Genomic DNA, 23,593 nt, shown 5'->3' on the forward strand with positions numbered 1-23,593 from the left:
CAGGCTCCCGTCTGGCGGATCAGTGCCGGTTGCCGACGTTGCGGAACGCAAACGTGACGAGGAGGGCGGCCATGAGCGCACCAAATGCGATCAGGCCGAGGACGATCGGAGCGATCGGCTCGTTGGCGTGCTCCGCGGCAGCCTCGGCGGCCAGGACAGCGTTGTGCAGCACGGGTGTTCCTCCTCGTTGGACGTGCTCAGGTCGGCTTTAGTCTCTCACGGACGAATTGCAGCAGGAACATAGCGCCACCGGGTCGCAAGGAGATCCTGGGGAGGTCTCCAGGACGCCTGCAACCCCTCAAGGCTTGACGTGCCCGTCGCCCGTGACGACCCACTTGGTGGTGGTGAGCTCGGTCAGTCCCATGGGGCCGCGCGCATGCAGCTTTTGCGTGGAGATGCCGATCTCCGCACCGAGGCCGAGCTCGCCGCCGTCGGTGAACCGGGTCGACGCGTTCACCATCACCGCAGCCGAGTCGACCTCGGCGACGAACCGGTCCGCCGCCGCGATGTCCTTCGTGACGATCGCCTCCGTGTGCCCGGAGGACCAGGTGCGGATGTGCTCGATGGCGGCGTCCAGCGACGGCACCACCCGCACGCCGAGCTCCAGGGCCAGGTACTCCGTTGCCCAGTCCTCGTCCGTCGCGCGAACCATGTCGGCGCCGCCGGGGGCAAAGGACATGGCTCCCGGATCACCGTGCAGCACCACGCCGGCGTCGGACAGCGCTGCGAGCGCCACCGGCAGGAACGACGCGGCGGCGTCCTCGTGCACGAGGAGCGTCTCGGCGGCGTTGCACACACCGACCCGCTGGGTCTTCGCGTTCATCACGATCGCGACGGCCATGGCGACGTCGGCCGTCGCGTCCACGTAGACGTGCACGTTGCCGACCCCCGTCTCGATGACGGGCACGAGCGACTCGCGCACCACCGTCTGGATGAGATCGGCACCACCGCGGGGAATCAGCACGTCCACGAGGCCGCGGGCGCGCATGAGCGCCACGCCGCCCGCGCGGCCGTACGCGTCGATCGACTGGACCAGGTCGGCCGGGAGGCCGCGACCCTCGAGGGCCTCCCGCATCACCGCGACGATCACCGCGTTCGACGACGCCGCGGCGCTGCCGCCGCGCAGGATCACCGCGTTACCGGACTTCAGGGCCAGGCCGGCGGCGTCGACCGTGACGTTGGGACGGGCCTCGTAGATCATGCCGACCACGCCCATGGGCACCCGGATCTGGCGCAGGCGCAGACCGTTGGGCAGCGTCTGCCCGCGCACCACCTCGCCGACCGGGTCGGGGAGCCCCGAGACGTCGCGCAGCGCGTCGGCGATCTGCGCGATCCGCTCGGGGGTGAGAGCGAGCCGGTCCAGGAGACCGTCCGACATGCCGTTGACGCGCCCGCGCTCCAGGTCCTCCGCGTTCGCCGCCACGATCCGGTCCGCCGCCGTGACCAGCGCGTCCGCGATCGCCCCGAGCGCTGCGTCCTTCGTCATGCGGTTCGCCGTGGCCAGGGTGCGCGCGGCGACCTTGGCGCGTCGGGCGACGTCGCGCACCGCGGTGGTGACGTCCGCGGTGCCCGGCGGCGGTGCGGCGGCTCCGGCGGTCTCGCCTCCTGCACGGGTCGTCTCGTCCTGGCTCACTGTCGTCATGCGTCGAGAGTACGTCGGACGTGGGCGATGGCCGAGGGCGAATCCGTGGTGCGGACACTCACCAGGACGGCCGTGCCGCGTGCGACCGTCCGAGCTCGAACCGGTCCGGTCAGCCCGTCGGCCGGTCGAGCACCAGGTCGTCCCTGTGCACCACGACCCGGTCGTAGCCCTCCCCCAGCTCCTCGCGCAGCGCGTAGGTGGAGCGGCCGAGCAGGGCGGGCAGGTCGCTCGCGTCGAAGGCGACAAGCCCTCTGGCGACGACCGTGCCGTCCGGACCCACGAGCTCCACCGGATCGCCTGCGTCGAACTGGCCCTCTGCCCGGGTGATCCCTGCGGGCAGCAGCGAGGCGCGGCCACCGAGGACGGCACGCGCGGCGCCGTCGTCCAGGTGGAGACGGCCCTCGGTGCGGGCGGCGTGCGCTATCCACAGCCGACGTGCCGACGTGCGGCGGCCGGTGGCGGCGAAGTACGTGCCCACGTCGTCCCCTGCGAGCGCGGCGGCCGCGTTCCCCGCCAGCGTGAGGACGGTGGGCACGCCGGCGCCGGTGGCGATCCGCACCGACTCCAGCTTGGTGACCATGCCGCCCGTGCCGACGGCGCTGCCGCGCGCGGTCACCTCGACTCCTGCGATCTCGGCGAGGTCCTCGACCAGCGGGATCCGGCGGGCTCCGGGGCGCGACGGCGGGGCGTCGTGCAGGCCGTCGACGTCGGTCAGGAGCAGCAGGGCGTCCGCCCGCACGAGATGCGACACGAGGGCCGCGAGGCGGTCGTTGTCGCCGAACTTCAGCTCGTCCGTGGTGACGGCGTCGTTCTCGTTGATGACCGGAACGACGCCGAGCGCGAGCAGCCGCTCCAGCGCACGCTGCGCGTTGCGGTAGCGGGCGCGACGGACGGTGTCCTCGGCGGTCAGCAGGATCTGCCCGATCTGGATGCCGAACGTCGCGAACTCCTCCTGGTACCGGCCGGCGAGCTGGCCCTGACCCACCGACGCCGCCGCCTGCATCGTGGCGAGGTCGCGCGGCCTCGTCCCGAGCCCGAGCGGCCCGATCCCTGCCGAGATGGCACCCGAGGTGACGAGCACGATCTGGGTGCCGCCGGCCTGCCGGGCCGCGAGGACCTCGACGACCCCGCGCAGCGCCCCGACGTCGAGGTGCCCGTCCGGGCCGGTCAGCGACGACGAGCCGATCTTCACCACCACGCGCTGAGCGTTCGCGACAGCGGACCGGGCGCTCTGGAGGCGCTGAGCGTCCTGGGTTTCGCCCGAAGGGCCGAGGGAGTTCACGCCCTCATCTTCTCTGGAGCGCGCCCTCGGGCGCGCGGTCATTTCACGGGCCGGGCACACGCCGACCTGCCGGCCCCTCCCGACGCGCCGGACGCCCAGGCCACCTGGGTGACCTGGGCGTCCGGCACGTCGGGGCGGCCGGGGGCTCAGTCGCCCTCTGGGTCCGTCCAGTGGCCGGCCTCGCGCTCGGTCCACAGCTCGCGCCGGGCCTCGGTCTTCGCGTCCATGCGCTCGTTGAACTCCCGGCGCTTGTCACCGCGCGTGGGCCGCTCGCTCTGCTCGAGCCGCAGGTCGGTACCACGGCCGCCGAGCAACTCCGGTCCGGTCTGCAGCGTGGGCTCCCAGTCGAAGACGACGGCGTTCTTCGGGTCGCCGATGCGCACCTCGTCGCCGGCGACGGCGCCGGCCTTGAACAGACCGTCCTCGATGCCGATCTTCGCGAGCCGGTCGGCGAGGAAGCCGACCGCCTCGTCGTTGTTGAAGTCGGTCTGCTTCACCCAGCGCTCGGGCTTGGTGCCGCGCACCTCGAACCAGTAGCCGGTCTCGTCGCCACCGAGGCGGCGCACGGTGAACCGCGCCTCGTCCACGGCGCGCGGGCGCAGCACGACCGGAGCGGGCGCAGGCGCGGGCGCCGCGGCGCGTGCCTTTTCCACCGTCTCGGCCAGCGCGAACTTCAGCTCGCGCAGCCCCTCGTGGCTGGCGGTCGAGATCTCGAAGACGCGCAGCCCGCGCTGCTCGAGGTCGGACTTCACGAACTCCGCGAGCTCGCGGGCCTCTGGCACGTCGATCTTGTTGAGCACCACCAGGCGGGGGCGCTCGTTGAGCGGCACCCGGCCGCCCTCGATGCCGATGTCCCCGGCGTAGTTGGCGAGCTCTTCCTCGATCACGTCGAGGTCGCTGATCGGATCACGACCGGGCTCCAGGGTGGCGCAGTCGAGCACGTGCACGATCATCGCCGTGCGCTCGATGTGCCGCAGGAACTCCAGGCCAAGGCCCTTGCCCTCGCTCGCACCGGGGATCAGGCCCGGGACGTCCGCGACGGTGAACCGCGACTGGCCGGCCTGCACCACGCCAAGGTTCGGCACCAGGGTGGTGAACGGGTAGTCGGCAATCTTGGGCCGAGCGGCAGAGATCGCGGCGATCAGCGACGACTTGCCTGCGCTCGGGAAGCCCACGAGCGCGACGTCGGCGATCGTCTTGACCTCGAGCTCGATCTCGGCGGTGTCGCCTTCCTCGCCGAGCAGCGCGAAGCCAGGGGCCTTGCGCGTCTGCGACGACAGCGCCCGGTTGCCCAGGCCGCCCTTGCCGCCCGCTGCGACGACGTACTCGGCGCCCTCACCCACGAGGTCTGCCAGGACGTTGCCGTCCAGGTCCTTCACCACGGTGCCGTCCGGCACGGTCAGGATCAGGTCGCCGCCCTTGCTGCCGTCCTTGTCGCCGCCCATCCCCTGGGTACCCGACGTCGCCCGACGGTGCGGCGAGTGGTGGTACTCGAGCAGGGTGGTGGTGCTCGCGTCGACGACGAGCTTGACCGTCCCGCCGTCACCGCCGTTCCCGCCGTCGGGCCCGGCGAGGGGCTTGAACTTCTCGCGGCGGATCGAGGCGCAGCCGTTCCCGCCGTTACCCCCGGCGGCGTGAAGCACCACCCGGTCTACGAAGCTGGCCATGTCTCGATCCTCTCAAGTACTGCTGGGTGGAGCCGCCCGGGACGGGCCGCTCGCGAAAAAAGGCGAAGGGAGCGCACCGTCACCGGTGCGCTCCCTTACGCGGATGCAGGAGCTCAGGCAGCGTTTCGCACGCTTGAGTCTGCGGTTGAGCTACGGCTCAGGCGTCGACCGTCACGATGTCGATGACCTTGCGGCCACGACGCGCACCGAACTGAACGGCGCCGGGGGTGAGGGCGAACAGAGTGTCGTCCTTGCCGCGACCCACGTTGACGCCGGGGTGGAAGTGGGTGCCGCGCTGGCGGACGATGATCTCGCCGGCCTTCACGACCTGGCCACCGAAGCGCTTCACGCCGAGGCGCTGGGCGTTGGAGTCACGACCGTTGCGCGAGGAGCTCGCGCCCTTCTTGTGTGCCATCTGCTGGACCTGTTCTTTCGGGACGAAGGAGAAGAAGAAGTATCTGCGATCACGCGCGGGCTCACTCGTCAGAGGAGACCCGCAGCGGAAGTCACTTGATGCCGGTGACCTTGAGCCGGGTCAGCGACTGACGGTGACCCTGACGCTTGCGGTAGCCGGTCTTGTTCTTGTACTTGAGGATCGTGATCTTGGGACCCTTCTCGTCCCGCACGACCTCAGCGGTGACCTTGACCTTCGCCAGCTTCTTCGCGTCGGTGGTCACCTTCTCCCCATCCACGAGCAGGAGTGCCGGGAGCTCAAGGGTCTCACCGGGGGTCGCCTGGACACGGTCCATGACGACGATGCTCCCGACGGACACCTTCTCCTGACGGCCACCGGCCTTGACGATCGCGTACACCACGTTCAACTCATCTCTCTAGTCTTGGCGTGCGCGCACGACGGAATCCACCGGCTTTGCTGTGACTCGCTCCGCCGCGGCGGTCGAGTGCGATGCGCCATGGGCACGCAGGACGGGTGCGCAGACAGCACACCGAAGCACTAGGTTACGCGACGCTCCCGACGGGTTCAAACCGGTAGCCACGTGGCCTTGCCCACCATCGCGGGGCGACCACCCCTGCGCCCGGGGGCGCACGCCACCCCGAAACCGCCCCGGAGCCGCGGCAGACAGCCAATTCTTGGTCCCGCAATTATTCTCAGGACCACGAGTTTCTCTATGCAGAACAAAGCGCTGACAGCCCACCTGCTAATGTACATGACTGTTTTTTGACCGAGCATTCTTCGCCGTACCGAGAGGAACCTCCGATGGCGAGCCGCAAGAACAACGCCAAACCCACAGACCATCCCGCCCTGCTGCCCGGCCTGGGCGTCGAGCGCACCCGCAGCAACTTCGGCACCAACTGGGGAGTGTTCGCGTTCGCCGCGGTTCTCGTCGCCGGCGTGATCGCCTGGGGCGCAGCAGCGCCCGAGAGCCTCGCTGCCGCGTCGAGCGCAGGGCTCGCCTGGGTCTCCGGCTCGTTCGGCTGGATGTTCGGCCTGCTCACGGCGGCCGTCTTCGGCTTCATGATGTGGCTGGGCTTCGGCCGCTACCGCAACATCCGGCTCGGGCAGGACAACGAGAAGCCCGAGTTCTCCGCGGTCTCGTGGGTCGCGATGCTGTTCTCGGCAGGCGTCGGCATCGGTCTGCTCTTCTACGGCCCCTACGAGCCGATGACGTACTTCCTCGACCTGCCGCCGGCGTACGAGAACCTCGACCCTGGCAGCAACCCCGCGATGCACGCGGCGATCGTCCAGACCCTGTTCCACTGGGGCCCCATGGCGTGGGCCTACTACGCGCTCGTCGGTGGCGCGGTCGCCTACGGCGCCTACCGCAAGGGGCGCACCCCGCTGATCTCGTCGCTGCTCGAGCCGATCTTCGGTGAGCGCACCAAGGGCTGGCTCGGGGCCGTCGTCGACTCGTTCGCGATCATCGTGACGCTGTTCGGCGTCGCGGTGTCCCTCGGCATCGGCGCGCTCCAGATCGGGCGCGGCGTCGAGATCGTCACCGGGGTCGGCCCGCTCGGGAACGGCGCGATCATCGGCATCATCGCCGTGCTGTCCATCGCGTTCATCGTCTCGGCGGTGTCGGGCGTCAAGCGCGGTATCCGCGCCCTGTCGAACATCAACATGGTGGTGGCGGGGCTGCTCGGCATCTTCGTCTTCGTGGTCGGCCCGACGGCGTTCCTGCTGAACCTGTTCCAGGGCACGCTGATGACGTTCGTCGGCGACGCGTTCCGCCTCATGGCGCAGACCGCCGCCAGCGCACCCGACGCCCAGCCGTTCATGGACAGCTGGACCACCTACTACTGGGCGTGGTGGGTGTCGTGGACGCCGTTCGTCGGGCTGTTCATCGCCCGGATCAGCCGCGGCCGTACGCTGCGGGAGTTCGTCACCACGGTGATCGTGACGCCGAGCGTCGTCTGCCTCGTGTGGTTCACCATCCTTGGCGGCACCTCCATGTGGATGGAGCAGGCCACCGGAGCGCTGAGCTCCGCCGAGTCGCCACAGGACATGCTGTTCGCGATGCTGCACCAGCTTCCCGCCGGCACCTTCACGTCGATCGTCGCGATGGTCTCGATCGTCATCTTCTTCGTGACCAGCGCCGACTCCGGCTCCCTGGTCATGGCGAGCCTGTCGCAGCGCGGCAACCCGACACCGAGCACCTGGGTCACGATCGTCTGGGGCATCGCGCTGGCGGCGATCGCCGGAGTGCTGCTCGTCGGCGGTGGCTCCGTCGCGCTGAACGGGCTGCAGAGCCTCGTCATCATCACCGCGCTGCCGTTCGCGCTGGTCGTGATGCTGGTGATGGTCGCATGGGCGAAGGACCTCGCCCGGGACCCGCTGACCCTGCGCAGGCGCTACGCCCGCGAGGCGATCGTGCAGGGTGTGCGCACGGGCATCGAGGACTACGGCGACGACTTCGTGGTCGGCGTCGTACGCACCGAGGGCGCCGACAAGGGCGCCGGCGCGTGGCTGGACTCCGAGGACCCTGCACTGACCGAGTGGTACCGCCCGGAGCAGGCCGAGGTGCCCACCAACGGGTCGGCCGACCCGGCGGCGGAGGCCGGGGAACCGGAGCCCGTCGGCTCGCGCTGAGGCCGGCCGCCCGGAACGAGTTACCCGGGGTAGGCACCTGGCGACCTGGATACGCCTGTGCCTACCCTGGAACCGGGTGATCCCGATGGTCTCTGAACTGGCAGCCGAGCACGACGACATCGCGCGCGCCATGCGCGCGGTCCCTCGTCGCGAGTTCCTGCCGCGGTCCCAGCGGCCGCTCGCGCACCAGGACCGGCCGCTGCCGATCGGACGCGGGCAGACGTCGTCGCAGCCTGCGACGGTGGCCGCGATGCTTCGCCTGCTGCGCGTTCCGGTGGGTGCACGCGTGCTCGACGTCGGCGCGGGTTCCGGCTGGACCACTGCCCTGCTCGCCTACCTGGTCGGGCCGCACGGCTCGGTGCTCGGCGTGGAGCGGGACAGCCGGCTGGCCGGCTGGGGCGCTGCCAACGTCGGACGAACCGGGATGCCGTGGGCGAGCATCGAGCAGGCCACGCCCGGTGTGCTCGGCCACCCCCGGCCGAACGGCTGGGACCGGATCCTCGTGTCGGCGTCGGCCCCCGCGCTCCCCCGCGCACTGGTGGACCAGGTCGGGTACGGCGGCCGTATGGTCATCCCGATCCGGACGACGCTGCTGCTCATCGAACGCCTGCCGGACGGCAGGACCCGCGCGACCGACCACGGCGGGTACCGGTTCGTCCCGCTCATCGAAGACGTGGCGGAGTGAATCCCCGCACACCATGGCGTGAAGATCGCCGTGCGACGCGCGCGAACCAGGGCACGGGCGCAGCGGGCGGCTGCCGGCCATGGATTCACGCTCCAGTCAATTGGGACTTTCCCCATCAAAATGGCCCGGCAATGACAAGAACAGGTCAACGCACCGTCTAAAACCCTTCGCGAGCCATCCACATCTGCCCCTCGCGACCGTAACCTACGGTCCCGTAGGCTCGGGGTATCTGCACCATGGGCGAAATCGTCCGATCCGCGGCTGGGAAGTCGAAACCGAGCAAGTGAGGACCACATGGCCCAAGCTGCCCCCAACGTCCGCGAGGGCTTTCGCCCGACGAAGCCCCGCGACCCCGACGCGCAGCCGGTGACCAGCACCTATTCGTCGCTCGCACGCACAGTGCGCGACGCCGGTCTGCTCCACCGGGCTCACCACTACTACGCCTGGACCCTCGCCGCGCTCACCGTCGCGCTCGGCGGGATCATCACCGGGTTCGTCCTGCTGGGCGACTCCTGGCTCCAGCTCCTCATGGCAGGCGCACTCGGCCTGGTGCTGACGCAGTTCGCCTTCGTTGCACACGAGGCGTCGCACCGCCAGGTCTTCGAGTCTGGCCCCCGTAACGACCGCGTCGGGCGCCTCCTCGCCAACGTGGTGGTCGGCATCAGCTACTCGTGGTGGATGAACAAGCACACGCGGCACCACGCGAACCCGAACAAGGTCGACAAGGACCCGGACATCGCGAACGACACGATCGCGTTCACCGAGGACGGCGTCCGCCAGCACCGTGGGCTCAAGCGGTGGATCAACCGCTACCAGGGCTGGCTCTTCTTCCCCCTGCTCACGCTCGAGGGCCTGAACCTGCACTTCACGTCGATCCAGTCGCTGTTCAAGGGAACGCCCGAGACCCTGCGCGCCCGCGTCCGCGAGCTGGTCCTCATCACTGTCCGCCTCAGCGTCTACATCGCGATCCTGTTCGTGGTCCTGCCGCCCGGGATGGCCTTCGCGTTCTTCGGCGTGCAGATGGCCGTGTTCGGCGTCTACATGGGCGCCTCGTTCGCCCCCAACCACAAGGGCATGGCCATCATCCCCGCCGACAGCCGCCTCGACTTCCTCTCGAAGCAGGTGCTGACCTCGCGCAACATCCGCGGCGGATGGTTCATGAACATCCTCATGGGCGGGCTCAACTTCCAGATCGAGCACCACCTGTTCCCGAGCATGCCGCGGCCGCACCTCATCCGGACCGCCGAGATCGTCCGGGAGCACTGCGCGAACCTCGGCATCCCCTACACCGAGACGAGCCTTGCGCAGTCGTACATGATCGTCGTCGAGTACCTGAACCGGGTGGGGCTCGCGGCACGCGACCCGTTCGACTGCCCGCAGTACAAGTCGCTCCGCAACGTGTGACAGCACACCAGGGCCACGTGGTCGGCAGAACGTCAGGTGATCGGTAGCTCGGGACTACCGATCACCTGACGTTCTGCCGACTACACGTCCTTGTGCCTCCGGCAGCGCGCCTCGTACGACTCGGCCCCGCCCACGTGCGCGGCCACCGGCACGAGCGCGCCGCCCGCGCCGGCACCACCGGCGTCCGGCACCGGTGCTGCGCCGGGGACCCGGACGTGGAACGCGGCGTCCGCTCCGCACACGGAGCACACGGCCGTGAGCTTCTGCACCGACTCGGCGAGCGCCATGAGCTCCGGCAACGGCGAGAAGGGCTGCCCGTCGAACGTGACCGACAGCCCTGCCACGATCACCACCAGCCCGCGACCAGCGAGGTCCGCGGCCACCGGCACGAGTCCGACGCCGAAGAACTGGGCCTCGTCGATGGCGACGAGCTCGATCTCGGCACCGGCCCCCGCGCCCGTGCTCCGGAGGGCTCCCGTACCGGATTCGAGCAGGGCGGGGATGTCCGCCGCATCCGACACCGTGTGGGACTGCACGCCCTGTCCGGCATGCGAGCTCACCCTGCCGACGCCCCGGCGGGCGTCCAGCGCATGGCTCACCACCAGCACCCCGCGGTGGGCGACCCTGGCGCGGCGCACCTGGCGCAGCAGCTCCTCGGACTTGCCCGCGAACATGGGGCCCGCGATCACTTCGAGGCGCCCGGCACCCAGACCGTCTTGTTTCATGGCTGCCAGTCAAGCATTCCGATACGTTGCCGCACATGACCACCACCATCGAGACCGTGCTCTTCCTCCCCGGGCTGGGCGCCGGCGTCGACCCGTGGGAGGCGCAGCTGGGCGCGCTGCCGGCCGGGTTCACCGGCCTGGCCCCCGAGATCCCGGGGCTCGACCACGCAGCGACGCCGGGCGCGTTCACGTTCGCAGGTGCGTCCGAGGCGCTTCGCGACCTGCTCGACGAGCGCGGCCTCGAACGCGTGCACGTCTGCGGCCTCTCGCTCGGCGCCATGACGGCCACCCAGATCGCGCTCGATCATCCCGAGCGGGTCGCCTCCCTCGTGCTCTCGGGCAGCCAGGTGCGCCCGCACCCCGCCCTCATGTCGGTCCAACGGACGATCGTCCGGATGTTCCCCGAGCGCACGGCCCAGAAGATGGCCATGACGAAGGCACAGTGGCTCGGTGCCCTTCAGGTGATAGCGGACGTGAACTTCCGGGGGCGCCTCGGGAGCATCGAGGCGCCGACCCTCGTCCTGTGCGGCAGCCGCGACATCGCCAACGTCCCCGCGGCGCGCGAGATCGCCGCCGCGATGCCGAACGCGGAGCTGCGCATCGTCCCGCGCGCCGGACACCCGTGGAACCGTCAGTTCCCCGAGCTCTTCTCGCAGACCATCGGGGACTTCTACACGCGGCTCTCCAAGCGGGCCTGACGCCCGACCCGCTCCTGGACGCGGAGGGCGCCGCAGCGGCGCAGCGGCGCGGCGCCGCAGCGGCGCAGGGCCGCGGGGCGAGAGCCCCGCAGCGGGGCGGGGCGCGCCGCGAGGCGGGGCACGCCGGCCGGCTACAGCACCCGTGCCACCCCTGGGACCCGCCGCAGCAGGTGGGCGAACCCCCAGCACAGCGGCACCGAGAGCGCGAGCAGGATCAGGAACTTCACGCCGGCCGGCGCGGCCAGCGGTGCGAGGAGCATCGCGACACCGACGAGCACCAGCGGGTGGATCACGTACACCGCGAACGCGTTTCGTGCAGCCATCCGGGCCCACGGGGGCTGCCCGGAGAACCGCTCCCGGAACAGCACGAGCAGCGCCAGGATGATGCTCACGGCGAAGACGTTCTCGGCGAGGGATGCAACCAGCTGGGCGAGAGCGCCGGCACCGGGCGCGGCCACGAGTGCACTGGTGCCGAGCGCCAGGACCAGGCCGACGAGCGCCACGACCAGCGCCACCCAGCCCTGTCGCACGGTGAGCGCGGCGAGCCATCCCCGGCGTGCGGCCAGCAGCCCGACCACGAAGAGGATCACGTACTGCGGCAGGTAGGCCGGCGAGGGTAGGCCGACGAACTGCCAGTAGGTCCCTGCCGGCACCAGGAACCGCCAGAGGAACGTCGCGGCCGTCAGCAGGGCCACGAGGCCCACGATCGCCCGGAAACGGACCGGACGGGGCTGTGCGTCGGCTGCCACCGGCTGCCCGACGCGGACCGCGCCGGAGCGGGCGGCGAGCCGGGTGCGCAGCGCACGGAACGCCGCGTACGCGAGTGACATCACCAGGAGCACCTCGAGGAACCACATCGGTCCGGCGTCGCCCACGGTGAACCAGAAGTGCACAAGGGACTCCCCCTCGGCGCTGCGCGCCGGCCACTCCGGCAGGTGCAGCACGGGCCGCGCCACCAGCCAGAACGCCACCATGGGAAGCCCGAGCCGGAGCAAGCGGTCCCGTGCGAAGGCGCCCGGGCCCTTGCGGTCGACGGACCCCGGCACGAACAGCCCGGAGAGCAGGAAGAAGAAGCCCATGAAATAGAACTGGTTCACGACCACCAGCAGCATCAGCGCCACGCCGGACGGGCTGGTGCTCGGCTCGGTCCAGTACCAGAGCGGGAGCGCGCCGTAGGTCAGAGCGCTGTGGTGCGCCAGGACGAGCACGGTCAGCAGGACCCGCAGGTTGTCGACATACCCCAGCCTGGTGGTGGCCGGCCGTGCGACGGTCGTAGTCATCTCGATCTCCGAGTCTCGTGGTTCGTTGCTTCTATGGTTCATTACTCTACTAATGAACCACAGAACGTGGTCGACCCGCAAGCACGATTCGGTGTCGAGAGTCCTGGCATGACAAAACGAGGGCCGCCACCTTGCGGTGGCGACCCTCGTGCGGATCAGGTCAGAGGCCGAACAGCCTCGCCCAGAATCCCTTCTTCTGCTCAGGCGACCTCGTCGCCGGCTCCTTTGGGCGGTTCCGGCTGCCCAGTGCCGGAGCCCCCCTCCGGCGCATCGGTCGCCGGCTGCGCGGCGTCGGCCGACGAGTCGGGCGCCTCGGAGCCCACCGACGTCGACGAGGCGGCCGTGCCGCCCGTCGGGAGCTGGATCTGGTCCAGGGTGACCGGGCCGTCCTGTGCGGGGTCCTTCGGCTCGTGCGCGTGCTGCGCGGCAGCGGCGATCGTGGCGAGCGTGGCCTTGACGGCCTCGCGCGCCTCGGACCGCTCCTCGGGCAGGCTGGCTATCGGCGCGGCCTGCTCCGCCACCGGAGCGACCTTGTCCTTGCCGCGCTTGCGGCGCGAACGCGCAGTGCGCGCGCCCTCGTCGGACGGCGCCGGCGCGCTGCCGGAACCCATGCCGTTGCCCGACTTCTCGATGGGCTCCTCGTGCACGATGAACCCACGGCCCTTGCAGTGCTCGCACGTCTCGGAGAACGCCTCGACGAGGCCCTGGCCGACACGCTTGCGCGTCATCTGGACCAGACCGAGCGACGTCACCTCCGCCACCTGGTGCTTGGTGCGATCCCGGCCGAGGCACTCGACCAGACGGCGCAGCACGAGGTCACGGTTGGACTCGAGCACCATGTCGATGAAGTCGATGACGATGATGCCGCCGATGTCGCGCAGGCGGAGCTGCCGCACGATCTCCTCTGCCGCCTCGAGGTTGTTCCTCGTGACCGTCTCCTCGAGGGTGCCGCCGACGCCGGTGAACTTACCGGTGTTGACGTCCACCACGGTCATCGCCTCGGTGCGGTCGATGACCAGCGAACCGCCCGAGGGCAGCCAGACCTTGCGGTCCATGCCCTTGGCGAGCTGCTCGTCCACGCGGTGCACGTGGAACACGTCCGTGTTCTCGGCCCACTTGGACACGCGCTCGCGCAGGTCGGGCGCGAGCTCCTCGACGTAGGCAGCGATCTCGTCCCACGCACCGGAGCCCTGCACCACCAGCGACGAGAAGTCGTCGTTGAAGATGTCGCGGACCACGCGGATGGCCATGTCCGGCTCACCCTGGAGCAGCGCAGGGGCGTTCGCCTTCTTGGCCTTGGCCTGGATGGCGTCCCACTGTCCCTGCAGGCGCTCGACGTCGGCGCGCAGCTCGTCCTCGCTCGCCCCCTCGGCGGCGGTGCGCACGATGACGCCGGCGCCCTCGGGGACCACCTCGCGGAGGATCTTCTTGAGGCGCGACCGCTCGGTGTCGGGCAGCTTGCGGCTGATCCCGGTCATGCCACCACCCGGCACGAACACCAGGTACCGGCCGGCGAGCGTGACCTGGCTCGTGAGGCGTGCGCCCTTGTGCCCGATCGGGTCCTTGGTGACCTGCACCAGCACCGAGTCGCCCGACTTCAGCGCCTGCTCGATACGGCGCGGCTGGCCCTCGAGCCCCGCGGCGTCCCAGTTGACCTCGCCCGCGTACAGCACGGCGTTGCGGCCCTTGCCGACGTCGACGAACGCGGCCTCCATGGAGGGCAGCACGTTCTGGACCCGGCCCAGGTACACGTTGCCGGCCATCGACGCCTGCGACTGCTGCGAGACGTAGTGCTCCACGAGCACGCCGTCCTCCAGCACCGCGATCTGCGTGCGGCCGTCCTTCTCGCGCACGATCATCGACCGCGCCACCGACTCCCGGCGGGCCAGGAACTCGGCCTCGGTGATGATCTGGCGGCGACGGCCGTGGTCCCGGCCCTCGCGGCGGCGCTGACGCTTCGCCTCGAGGCGCGTCGAGCCCTTGAGCGCGGTGACCTCGTCGGAACGGCCCGAGCGGACGGCGGCCGCCTCGGCGCGCTCACCCCGCGTGCCCCTGCGGCGACGGCGACGACGGCGGCTGCCGCCCTCGTCCTCACCCTCGCCGTCACCGGTGTCCTGCGCCGAGTCCCGGTCGCCGTCGTCCTCGGCGGACGCTTCTGCGTCCTCCTCGGCGTCGTCGTCCTGATCCTCGTCCGCCGAGTCGTCCCCGTCGTCCGAGCGGTTCGCGCGGCCACCGCGGCGGCCCCGTCCACCCCGACGACGACGGCGGCGCGACGGGCGCACCTCCTCGTCGTCGTACTCCTCGAAGTCCGCCGGGGCCAGCTCCTCGAGCGCTACGCCCTCAGCGGCGAGCTCCTCCTCGATGGCGCCGACCTCGTCGACGGCAGCGGCGTCGTCCTCGCTCAGCTCGGCTGCGACGAACTCCGGCACGGCCGGGGCCCTCTCCGCACGGGCCGGCGTCTCGGCGGCGACGTCGTCCGCCGGCTCGGCCGCCGCGTCCTGCGTGACGTCCTGGGCCTCGGGCCGGACGGCCGGCTCGGTGCTCGGTCCCGTGCGGCGCACGGCGCGACGAGATCCGGACCGGCGCGCCCTCGGCTCGGCCGGCGCCTCGGCAGCAGCCTGGGGCTCCTGCCTCTGCTCGGCCTCCGTCGCAACCTCAGCGGGCCGCTCGATGACGGGCTCGGCCGCGCGCGGCGCGGGCGCCTCGGGGGCCGGCTCGACGGGGCGAGCGACCGGACGGGCGAACTGCGGCGTCAGGTCCTGCGGACGCGGTGGTCCGGCGGGGGCCTGCGCGCGCCGCGAGCGGCGTGCCGCCGACTCGTCCGGCGCCTGGAAGAGCAGCGCGGTCGTGGCAAGGCGCGGAACACGCGTCCCCGACGTGGTACCGGCGGGCGACGCCGCCGGCTGTGCCGGTGCTTCGGCGGCGGGGGCCTCGGCAGCGGGCGGCTGTGCGGCGGGCGCCTGGGCAGCGGGCGCCTGGGCAGCGGGCGCCTCCACAGCGGGCGCCGGGGTCGGCTCCGCCGCGGGACGCCGGCTGCGGCGCGCCCGGGTCCTCGGGGCGGGCTCGACCGGAGCCTCGGTGGCCGGAGTCTCCACCGGCACCTCGGCAGCGGGGGCCTGCTCGGCAGGAGCCTCGGCGACGGGTGCGGCAGGGGTCTCCTCGACCGGTGCCGCCTCGGCCACGGGCTCTACCGCGACCGGCTTGCGCCGCGACCGGGCGCGCTTGGGAGCTGCGTCCGCTGCGGGCTCGGCGACCGTCTCCGCGCCGGGCTCGGCCACCGGCTCTACCTTCTTGCGGCTGCGCCGCTTGGGAGCCGTCTTCTCGGGCTCCGGGGCAGGGTCGCCGGGCAGGACGATGTCGTCGAGGCTCGCGACCTCGTGGGCCGGCGCGTCCGCGCGCGTCGCGACGGGCTCCGGCAGCTCGATGGCCGGCGCGGGCTCCTCGACGGGCTCCTCGACGGGCTCCTCGGCAGCGGCTTCGGGCTCCACGGCAGGCTCGGGCGTTCCGGCGGCCTCTGGCTCTTCGACCGGCGCCGCAGCGGCAGTCCCTGCCGTGGCCCCGGCAGTGATCTCTGTCTCGTTCCGGACCGGCTCGGCCTCGGGAGCCGGCTCGACGGCGACCGGCTCTGCCGTCGTCGGCTCGGCCGGTGCGGGGGCGGGCGCCGTGGGCGAGGACACGCCACGCGTGGCACGGCGGCGCGGGCGCTTGGCGGCCGGCTCGGCGGCCGCGGAGGTCGCCACGACAGCGGTGCCGCCCGTGGTCACGGGCTGGGACTCGGCCGGGGGCTCGGGGGTGTCGGACGACCCGACGACGATGGGCTCGACGGCGGCCGTCGAGACGACCGACCTGGTGGCCCGACGACGCGGGCGCTTGGCCGGCGGCGCGTCCGTCGCGGCCTCCCCACCAGTAGTGACCTGGGCGTTCGCCTCAGGTGCGTCGTGATCATCCTGTGACCCGATGGTCGAACCGGTGGTGCTGGAAGGCGTCACGTGAGGTGCTCCTGTAGCCGGCGTCCGCTCCACACCATGCGGACCGCCAGGCGGTCGGTCGTCCGGCTATGCATCGCGGCGAAGCGACACACCGGGCGGAAGTCTCGGCTGCGGCCCTGTTCCCACGGTCTTCGCGGACGCCTGCGGCCACGTTCTGTCGTGACAGCGGCACCGCGTGCGGATCGCGGGCAGTGTTGGACTCTGCAGGCCGCGCAGGGGATGTGGGCCCACGCGGGTTCGTCCAGTATCGCACACAGCGCGTCTGTGAACTGTTGGTTGGTCACGGACACCGCCCTTCTCGGGCACCCCTCGATCAGGCCACTGGTGGCGCATCGCCGGGCGGCCCTTGCGCTTCCGGACCGGGAATCGCTCCAAGCGGCCAGACCGACCACGGCACTACGTGGGACCACTCAAACCGGTCGGTACGCATTCCACGTTCAGAGACTGCTTCGTGGCCGGAGGTGCAGCGCCGGCCCGGGCAGCAGACAAGCAGGACCTGAGCCCGAGCTGTGGCATATGCCCTATCGGCAGACGGGCAGAACGAGGTCGGGCTGCGTGTAAGGTGCCTTGTGAAGACATTCACAAGCGACGGACGAGCCCCGCGGCAGCACGCGGCCTGCTGGATCAGGCCCCGCTCCCCCGAGGGCGGAGCCGTTCGGAGAGACCTCAGGAGCCCGGAGTGGAAGCTCTCGACCTGGCACGCTGGCAGTTCGGCATCACTACCGTCTATCACTTCATCTTCGTGCCGCTCACGATCGGCCTCGCACCCCTGGTGGCCGTCATGCAGACGGCCTGGGTCCGCACGGGGAACGAACGATGGCTCAGGCTCACCAAGTTCTTCGGCAAGCTCTTCCTGATCAACTTCGCGCTCGGCGTCGTCACCGGCATCGTGCAGGAGTTCCAGTTCGGGATGAACTGGAGCGAGTACTCCCGGTTCGTCGGCGACGTCTTCGGTGCGCCGCTCGCCATGGAGGCCCTCGCCGCGTTCTTCATCGAGTCCACGTTCCTCGGGCTGTGGATCTTCGGCTGGGACCGCCTGAACAAGCGGGTGCACCTGGCCTGCATCTGGGCGGTCGCCGTCGCGGTGAACCTGTCGGCCTTCTTCATCCTGGCCGCCAACTCGTGGATGCAGCATCCCGTGGGCGCCCGGTACAACCCCGAGACCGGCCGTGCCGAGATGGAGTCGATCTGGGCGATCCTGGCCAACAACACGCTGTGGGCGGCGTTCCCGCACGCGGTGGCAGCAGCCTTCCTGACGGCCGGGACGTTCGTGGCGGGGATCGCCGCCTGGTGGATGGTGCGCCTGGTCAGGACCAGGCGGCCCGAGTCGGTCGAGCTCGCCCGGAACGTCTACCGCCCCGCGGTGGTCCTCGGCACCGTGGTGATGCTGGTCTCCGGCGCGGGTGTCGCGCTGACGGGCGACGTCCAGGGCAAGCTGATGTTCGAGCAGCAGCCCGGCAAGATGGCGTCGGCAGAGGCGCTGTGCACCGGCGAGGAGGCGGCCGCCTTCTCGATCCTCACCATCGGTGACCTGTCCAACTCGTGCGAGGGCGTGCGCCACATCCTCGAGGTGCCCGGCCTGTCAAGCTACCTCGGCACGGGCAAGTTCTCCGGCGAGGACAGCTACCTGCCAGGGGTCGACGACGTGCAGACGGAGTACGCCGAGCGGTTCGGCGAGACGGACGAGGCGGGAAACCCCATCTCGTACACCCCCAACCTCGCCGTCACCTACTGGAGCTTCCGGCTCATGATCGGCTTCGCCGCCGGTTCCGCGCTGCTCGCGCTGGCCGCCCTGTGGTTCACCCGCGGCGGCCGGGTCAGTGGCAACCCCTGGTTCGCCCGCATTGCGATCGCCGCCATCCCCACACCGTTCCTCGCCTCGTCGTTCGGCTGGATCTTCACGGAGGTGGGACGCCAGCCCTGGGTGGTCGCCCCGAACCCGACCGGGATCGACCAGATCAGGCTGCTGACGATGCAGGGCGTCTCCACCGTCGTCAGCCCCGCCATGATCCTGACGTCGATGATCGTGTTCACCCTGCTCTACGGCGTGCTCGGCGTGATCTGGTACCGGCTCATCCATCGGTACGCGGTCGAAGGAGTGCCTTCGACGGTGCGCGACGAGTCCCCGGAGGCCGCCGGCGACGACGAGACCGACCGTCCGCTCTCCTTCGCCTACTGATCCAGCAGGCCTCCACCACCAGAACTGACCGACCTGCCAGAGAGATAAGGACGTGACCGTGGACCTCGCCATCGTGTGGTTCGTCATCATCGCGATTCTGTGGACCGGGTACTTCGTGCTCGAGGGCTTCGACTTCGGCGTCGGGATGCTGATGTCGCTGCTGCCCCGCGGGGACGCCGCGCACCGGGAGAAGGAGCGACGGGTGCTGGTCAACAGCATCGGCCCGGTCTGGGACGGCAACGAGGTGTGGCTGATCACGGCGGCGGGCGCCACCTTCGCGGCGTTCCCCGAGTGGTACGCCACCCTGTTCTCCGGCTTCTACCTGCCGCTGCTCGCCATCCTGGTGGCGCTCATCGTGCGCGGCGTCGCCTTCGAGTACCGCGGCAAGATCTCCGACGCCGTCTGGGCGCGTCGCTGCGACATCGCGATCCAGGTGGGTTCCTGGGTGCCGGCGATCCTGTGGGGCGTGATGTTCGCGAACCTGGTCCGCGGCGTCCAGCTCGACGACGGACACCAGTACGTGGGCGGGCTCGCGGCCCTGCTCAACCCGTTCGCGCTGCTCGGCGGCCTGACGACGCTCGTGCTGTTCCTGCTGCACGGCACAGTGTTCGTGGCGCTCAAGACCGACGGTCCGATCCGGGCGCGGGCTCGCCGGTTCGCCGGGGTGCTGACGCTCGTCGCGCTGGCCGTTGCCGGGGTGTGGGCCCTCTGGACGCAGGTCATGTTCTCGCCCGCCTGGACCTGGGTGGTCGTGATCGCCGGCGCCCTTGCCCTGGTCGGCGTCCTGCGGACCAACCGTGCCGGACGCGAGGGCTACGCGTTCGGGCTCTCCGCCGTGACGATCGTCGCCGCGGTGGTGCTGATCTTCGGGTCCATGTTCCCCGACGTGATGCCGGGCCTGGATGGGGGCAGCTCGCTCAGCATCGCCGAGGCGGCATCGACGCCGTACACGCTGACCGTCCTGACGTGGGTGGCCGTGGCGCTGACGCCCGTGGTGATCCTCTACCAGGGGTGGACGTACTGGGTCTTCCGGCGCCGGCTGACCGTTGACCACATCCCCGCACCGGCCGGCCTGACCTGGAAGAAGATCAAGGACGCGGCGTTCTGAGGCACGACGGGAGCATGAACGGATGAAGCCCATCGACCCCCGGCTGCTGCAGCAGGTCCGCGCGGCCCGCTGGTACGTGGCTCTGACGGTCGGGCTGGGTGTGACCGCCGCGGCGCTCATCGTCGCGCAGGCCCTGCTGATCGCGGCCATGCTGGCACCGGTGGTGCGTGGAGACATCCCGTCCGGACCGACACTGACCTGGCAATTCGCCGGGGTGGCGCTCGTCATGGCGGGGCGGGCGGGCGTCGCATGGGCGCAGGAACGGTACGCGCTGCGCGCCGCCGCCCGGACGATCGCCGAGCTCCGCCGCGCGGTGGTCGAGGCCTGGGCGCTGCGCGGCCCGCGGGCGGTCGGGACGGCGGCCGGAACAGCTCCGGACGGACCGGCGGCCGGCGGGACGATGCCGGTCGGCGGGGCCGCCCCGGCGTCGGGCAGCGGAACCGGCGCGAGCCCTGAGGCCGAGGTCGCGACCCTCGCGACGCGCGGGCTCGACGCGCTCGAGCCGTACCTCGTGCGCTACGTGCCGCAGCTCGTGCTGACGGCGCTGCTCACGCCCGCCCTGGTCGGCGTCGTGCTGGGGCTGGACTGGGTCTCGGCGGTGATCCTTGTCGTGACCCTGCCGCTCGTGCCCGTGTTCATGGTGCTCGTCGGACGGCTGACGGCGGGGACGTCCGAACGTCGCCTGGCCACCGTGGAACGACTGGGCGCCCAGGTGCTCGACCTCGTCGCCGGGCTCCCGACGCTGCGGGCCTTCGGGCGGTCGTTCGGCCCGGGCGAGCGGGTGCGCGCGCTCGGTGACGCCTCTCGCAGGGCGACCATGGGAACGCTGCGGATCGCGTTCCTCTCGTCGATGGTCCTCGAGCTGCTCACGACGCTCTCGGTCGCGATCATCGCGGTCGGGGTGGGGCTGCGGCTCGTCGAGGGTGCCATGGAGCTGCAGCCGGCGATCGCGGTGCTCGTGCTGGCGCCCGAGGTGTACCTGCCGCTGCGCAGGGTGGGGGCGGAGTTCCATGCCTCGGTCGACGGGGTCGCTGCCGCGTCGCGGGCGTTCGCGCTGATGGCGCCCGATGGTTTCGCCCGGTCGGAGGACGCGGCGTCCGGTGCCGGCCGGCTGGACGTGGCGGGCGGGGAGCTCGTGCTGGAGAACGTCTCCGTGCGGGCCGCCGGGCGAGGGGTCGTTGCTCCCGCCGGGTTGTCGGCGCGGATTCCGCTCGGGTCCGGCGTGGCCGGGAGCGGGCGGGTGGTCGCGCTGCGCGGGCCGAGCGGGTCCGGCAAGTCGACCGCCGTGCTCGTGGCTCTCGGGCTGCTGGCGCCCGATGCCGGCCGGGTCGGGCTCGTGGCGCCCGGCGGCGCGTTCCGCGACCTGGCTGATCCGCCGGCCTCCGGGCTGGAGAGCTGGTGGGCTGCGCTGACCTGGGTTCCGCAGCGACCCTCGCTCCCCCCGGGCCGGCTGCACGAGGTCGTCCTGGACGGCACGTCCACCGTGAGCGACCGCGCTCTCGCCGAGGCAGCTCGCCTGACCGGGCTCGACGCCGTCGTCGAGACCCTGGCCGACGGCTGGGACACGCGCGTCGGCCTCGGGGGCGTCGGGCTGTCCGTGGGGCAGCGGCAGCGGGTGGCCCTCACCTCCGCCCTGCTCGACGACGCGGCGGCCAAGCCGCTGGTGATCCTCGACGAGCCGACGGCGCACCTCGACGCGCGCGGCGAGCAGGGGGTCCTCGACACCGTCGGCGCCTGGCGGGACTCCGGCCGCACCGTGCTCGTCGTCGCACACCGGGCGTCGCTGCTGGGGCTCGCGGACCAGGTGATCGACGTCCGCTCGGCGCCCGACCCGGCGGCGGATCACCGGAGCGGACCCGAGCCGGCTCGCGCTGGACGTCCCACGATCGGCCGGGAGGCACGATGACCACCTCGACGCGGCACCCGGACCATGACCTCCGCTCCGACCCGCTGCGCCGCATCCTGCCGCTGCTGGAGGTCCGGCCGGTCAAGGTAACCGGGGCGATCGGGCTCGGCGTCCTTGCCCTGGCCTGTGCGATCGGGCTCGCGGCGGTGGCGGCCTGGCTCGTCGCCAGGGCGGCGCAGATGCCGCCGGTGCTCACGCTGTCCGTGGCCGTGGTGTCGGTGCGGGCGTTCGGGATCGGGCGCGGGGTCCTGCGCTACTGCGAACGCCTCGCCTCCCACGACGTAGCCCTGCGCGGCATGGCGGCCCTCCGGGCCAACCTGTACGACCGGCTTGCCGCGGACGACCGCCCGGTCACGGTGCGGCGCGGAGAGCTCCTGGCCCGGATCGGCCAGGACGTGGACGACGTCGGCGACGTGGTGGTTCGCGCGCTCGTGCCCGCGGGGGTCGCCGTGGTGACGTCGCTCGGTTCCGTGATCCTGCTGGGCGTGCTGCTGCCGGCGGCGGGCGTGGCGCTCGCGCTGTGCCTTGCGCTCGCCGGGATCGTGACACCGTGGCTCGCCGCGCGAGCGGCGGCGCGGACCGAGGCCCGAGGTGCAGCGACCAGGGGCGAGGTGGCGGCGCTGTCCCTCGAGGTGCTCGAGGGATCGGCCCCGCTGCGCGTGTCCGGCCGGTTCGGCGCGCGGCTCGCGGACCTGGACGCGGCCGACGCGCGCCTGTCCGCCGTCGCCGACGACGGCGCACGTACCTCAGGGCTCGCCGCCGCGCTGGGGGCGCTGGCGCAGGGTCTCGCCGTGCTCGCCGCGCTCGCCCTCGGGATCCCCGCCGCGCTGTCGGGATCGCTGTCGGTCGAGGCGCTGTCCGTGGTCGTGCTGACGCCGCTCGCGGTGTTCGAGGCGACCGCGGGGCTGCCCGCCGCCGCCGTCCAGCTCCACCGGTCGAGGGAGGCAGCGCGGCGGCTGCTGGAGCTGCTGCCCGAGTCCGCTCCGGGATCGGCCACGCAGGCCGCCCCGGCGCCGGGCGCGTCGGGGGATGCCGGAGCGCCCGGCGTGTCCGCGGGAGCGGGCGCATCCGGCGGGTCCGGGGAAGCGGGCGGCGCGCTGCTCGTGCTCGACAGGGTCGCCGCCGGCTGGCCCGACGCCGCCGGGCGCCCGCGTACCGCCGTCGCCGGGGTGTCCCTCACGCTGCGCCCTGGTTCCGTCGTGGCACTGGCCGGGCCGTCCGGCGTCGGGAAGACGACGCTGCTGATGACCGCCGCCGGGCTGATCCCGCCAGTCGGTGGAACGGTGTCCGCGTGGTCGGCAGACCGTCAGCAGGTCGGCATTCCGAGTTACCGATCAGCTGGCGTTCTGCCGATCACGCCGATCACGCCGACCACACCGGCCATGCCGAGCATGCCGGGCACACAGTCCGGCCGGCTGTTCGTGGCCGAGGACGGCCACCTGTTCGACACCACGGTGCTGGAGAACCTGCGGGTGGCGCGGGGCGACGTCACGGCCGCAGAGGCCAGGGCCGCGCTCGACGCCGTCGGGCTCGGTGCGTGGCTGACCGCGCTCCCCGACGGGCTCGACACGGTGGTCGGTACGGACGCGGCCGCGGTATCGGGCGGCGAGCGTCGTCGTCTGCTGGTCGCTCGTGCGCTGCTGAGTCCCGCACGGGTCCTGCTCGTGGACGAGCCCGCCGAGCACCTGGACGGCCGCACCGCGGACGCCCTGGTGCGCACGCTGGCGGCGCACGCCCGCGCGACCGGCCGGGCGGTGCTGCTGGCGACGCACCGCCTCACGCCGCTGGCGGCGGCCGACGAGGTGGTGGTGCTCGGGGTGGGCGAAGGGGTCAGGGCCTCTGGCACGCACGCTGACCTGCTGCGCGACGACCCTGATTATGCGTGGTCGGCCGCGCAGGAGGCCGGCCTGCTCAACCCTCACTCGCTCACCGCCGAACCAGGGTGAGAACCGGGGGCATCCCGGAGCCGGTCCGCCGCCCGG

Annotated in this window: 17 protein-coding genes; 8 read left to right on the forward strand and 9 right to left on the reverse strand. The window is 71.7% G+C overall.

What is annotated here, in order from left to right; translation table 11 throughout:
- Positions 1-19 precede the first annotated feature (19 nt).
- From ACFS27_RS04585 to rplU, 6 genes are all read right to left on the reverse strand, one after another.
- Positions 20-172, reverse strand: a complete 153-nt coding sequence (locus tag ACFS27_RS04585) for a hypothetical protein (RefSeq protein WP_377180665.1) — start codon at positions 170-172, stop codon at positions 20-22.
- Positions 173-298: 126 nt separating this feature from the next.
- Positions 299-1,642 (reverse strand): glutamate-5-semialdehyde dehydrogenase, encoded by a 1,344-nt coding sequence (locus ACFS27_RS04590; protein WP_377180666.1) that lies wholly within the window; start codon positions 1,640-1,642, stop codon positions 299-301.
- 109 nt (positions 1,643-1,751) lie between these two features.
- The gene (gene proB, locus ACFS27_RS04595) at positions 1,752-2,924 is read right to left on the reverse strand and encodes a glutamate 5-kinase (RefSeq protein WP_377180667.1); all 1,173 of its coding nucleotides are present in this window, start codon (positions 2,922-2,924) and stop codon (positions 1,752-1,754) included.
- A 146-nt stretch (positions 2,925-3,070) separates the two neighbouring features.
- Positions 3,071-4,591: a GTPase ObgE gene (obgE, locus tag ACFS27_RS04600; protein WP_377180668.1), complete on the reverse strand. Its 1,521-nt coding sequence runs from the start codon at positions 4,589-4,591 to the stop codon at positions 3,071-3,073.
- A 157-nt stretch (positions 4,592-4,748) separates the two neighbouring features.
- Positions 4,749-5,006 (reverse strand): 50S ribosomal protein L27, encoded by a 258-nt coding sequence (rpmA, locus tag ACFS27_RS04605; protein WP_357462613.1) that lies wholly within the window; start codon positions 5,004-5,006, stop codon positions 4,749-4,751.
- Between the two features lie 91 nt (positions 5,007-5,097).
- Positions 5,098-5,406: a 50S ribosomal protein L21 gene (gene rplU / locus ACFS27_RS04610; RefSeq protein ID WP_357462616.1), complete on the reverse strand. Its 309-nt coding sequence runs from the start codon at positions 5,404-5,406 to the stop codon at positions 5,098-5,100.
- Positions 5,407-5,807: 401 nt separating this feature from the next.
- On the opposite strand from rplU, the gene ACFS27_RS04615 reads away from it, so the two are divergent.
- The 3 genes from ACFS27_RS04615 to ACFS27_RS04625 all read left to right on the forward strand — a co-directional run bounded on the left by ACFS27_RS04615 (position 5,808) and on the right by ACFS27_RS04625 (position 9,726).
- Positions 5,808-7,637, forward strand: coding sequence for a BCCT family transporter (locus ACFS27_RS04615; protein WP_377180669.1), 1,830 nt, complete (start codon positions 5,808-5,810; stop codon positions 7,635-7,637).
- An 85-nt stretch (positions 7,638-7,722) separates the two neighbouring features.
- Positions 7,723-8,322 (forward strand): protein-L-isoaspartate O-methyltransferase family protein, encoded by a 600-nt coding sequence (locus tag ACFS27_RS04620; protein ID WP_377180670.1) that lies wholly within the window; start codon positions 7,723-7,725, stop codon positions 8,320-8,322.
- A gap of 294 nt (positions 8,323-8,616) precedes the next feature.
- Positions 8,617-9,726 carry a fatty acid desaturase family protein gene (locus ACFS27_RS04625; RefSeq protein ID WP_377180671.1) on the forward strand — a complete coding sequence of 370 codons (1,110 nt, stop codon included), beginning with the start codon at positions 8,617-8,619 and terminating at the stop codon, positions 9,724-9,726.
- An 80-nt stretch (positions 9,727-9,806) separates the two neighbouring features.
- On the opposite strand, the gene ACFS27_RS04630 is transcribed toward ACFS27_RS04625, so the two are convergent.
- On the reverse strand, positions 9,807-10,451 hold the full coding sequence (locus ACFS27_RS04630; protein WP_377180672.1) for a thymidine kinase: 645 nt from the start codon (positions 10,449-10,451) through the stop codon (positions 9,807-9,809).
- 35 nt (positions 10,452-10,486) lie between these two features.
- Here ACFS27_RS04630 and ACFS27_RS04635 point away from each other — a divergent pair, with 35 nt between their 5' ends.
- The gene (locus ACFS27_RS04635; protein ID WP_377180673.1) at positions 10,487-11,149 is read left to right on the forward strand and encodes an alpha/beta fold hydrolase; all 663 of its coding nucleotides are present in this window, start codon (positions 10,487-10,489) and stop codon (positions 11,147-11,149) included.
- Between the two features lie 131 nt (positions 11,150-11,280).
- On the opposite strand, the gene ACFS27_RS04640 is transcribed toward ACFS27_RS04635, so the two are convergent.
- Together ACFS27_RS04640 and ACFS27_RS04645 are read right to left on the reverse strand one after the other, a co-directional pair.
- Positions 11,281-12,429: an acyltransferase family protein gene (locus ACFS27_RS04640; protein WP_377180674.1), complete on the reverse strand. Its 1,149-nt coding sequence runs from the start codon at positions 12,427-12,429 to the stop codon at positions 11,281-11,283.
- Between the two features lie 200 nt (positions 12,430-12,629).
- Entirely contained in the window at positions 12,630-16,418 is a 3,789-nt protein-coding gene (locus ACFS27_RS04645; protein ID WP_377180675.1) for an Rne/Rng family ribonuclease, read from the reverse strand.
- 679 nt (positions 16,419-17,097) lie between these two features.
- Between ACFS27_RS04645 and ACFS27_RS04650 the strand changes: the two genes are divergently transcribed.
- The 4 genes from ACFS27_RS04650 to cydC are packed head-to-tail and all read left to right on the forward strand — an operon-like array spanning position 17,098 to position 23,557.
- The gene (locus tag ACFS27_RS04650; RefSeq protein ID WP_377180676.1) at positions 17,098-18,597 is read left to right on the forward strand and encodes a cytochrome ubiquinol oxidase subunit I; all 1,500 of its coding nucleotides are present in this window, start codon (positions 17,098-17,100) and stop codon (positions 18,595-18,597) included.
- A gap of 58 nt (positions 18,598-18,655) precedes the next feature.
- Positions 18,656-19,705 carry a cytochrome d ubiquinol oxidase subunit II gene (gene cydB / locus ACFS27_RS04655; RefSeq protein WP_377180677.1) on the forward strand — a complete coding sequence of 350 codons (1,050 nt, stop codon included), beginning with the start codon at positions 18,656-18,658 and terminating at the stop codon, positions 19,703-19,705.
- 22 nt (positions 19,706-19,727) lie between these two features.
- Complete coding sequence (gene cydD, locus ACFS27_RS04660) at positions 19,728-21,611, forward strand: thiol reductant ABC exporter subunit CydD (RefSeq protein WP_377180678.1); 1,884 nt, start codon at positions 19,728-19,730, stop codon at positions 21,609-21,611.
- Positions 21,608-23,557 (forward strand): thiol reductant ABC exporter subunit CydC, encoded by a 1,950-nt coding sequence (gene cydC / locus ACFS27_RS04665; RefSeq protein ID WP_377180680.1) that lies wholly within the window; start codon positions 21,608-21,610, stop codon positions 23,555-23,557. Before cydD ends, cydC begins: the two co-directional genes overlap by 4 nt.
- Positions 23,558-23,593: the final 36 nt, after the last annotated feature.

This window comes from Promicromonospora vindobonensis (assembly GCF_042685865.1).
Classification (GTDB): Bacteria; Actinomycetota; Actinomycetes; order Actinomycetales; family Cellulomonadaceae; genus Promicromonospora; species Promicromonospora vindobonensis.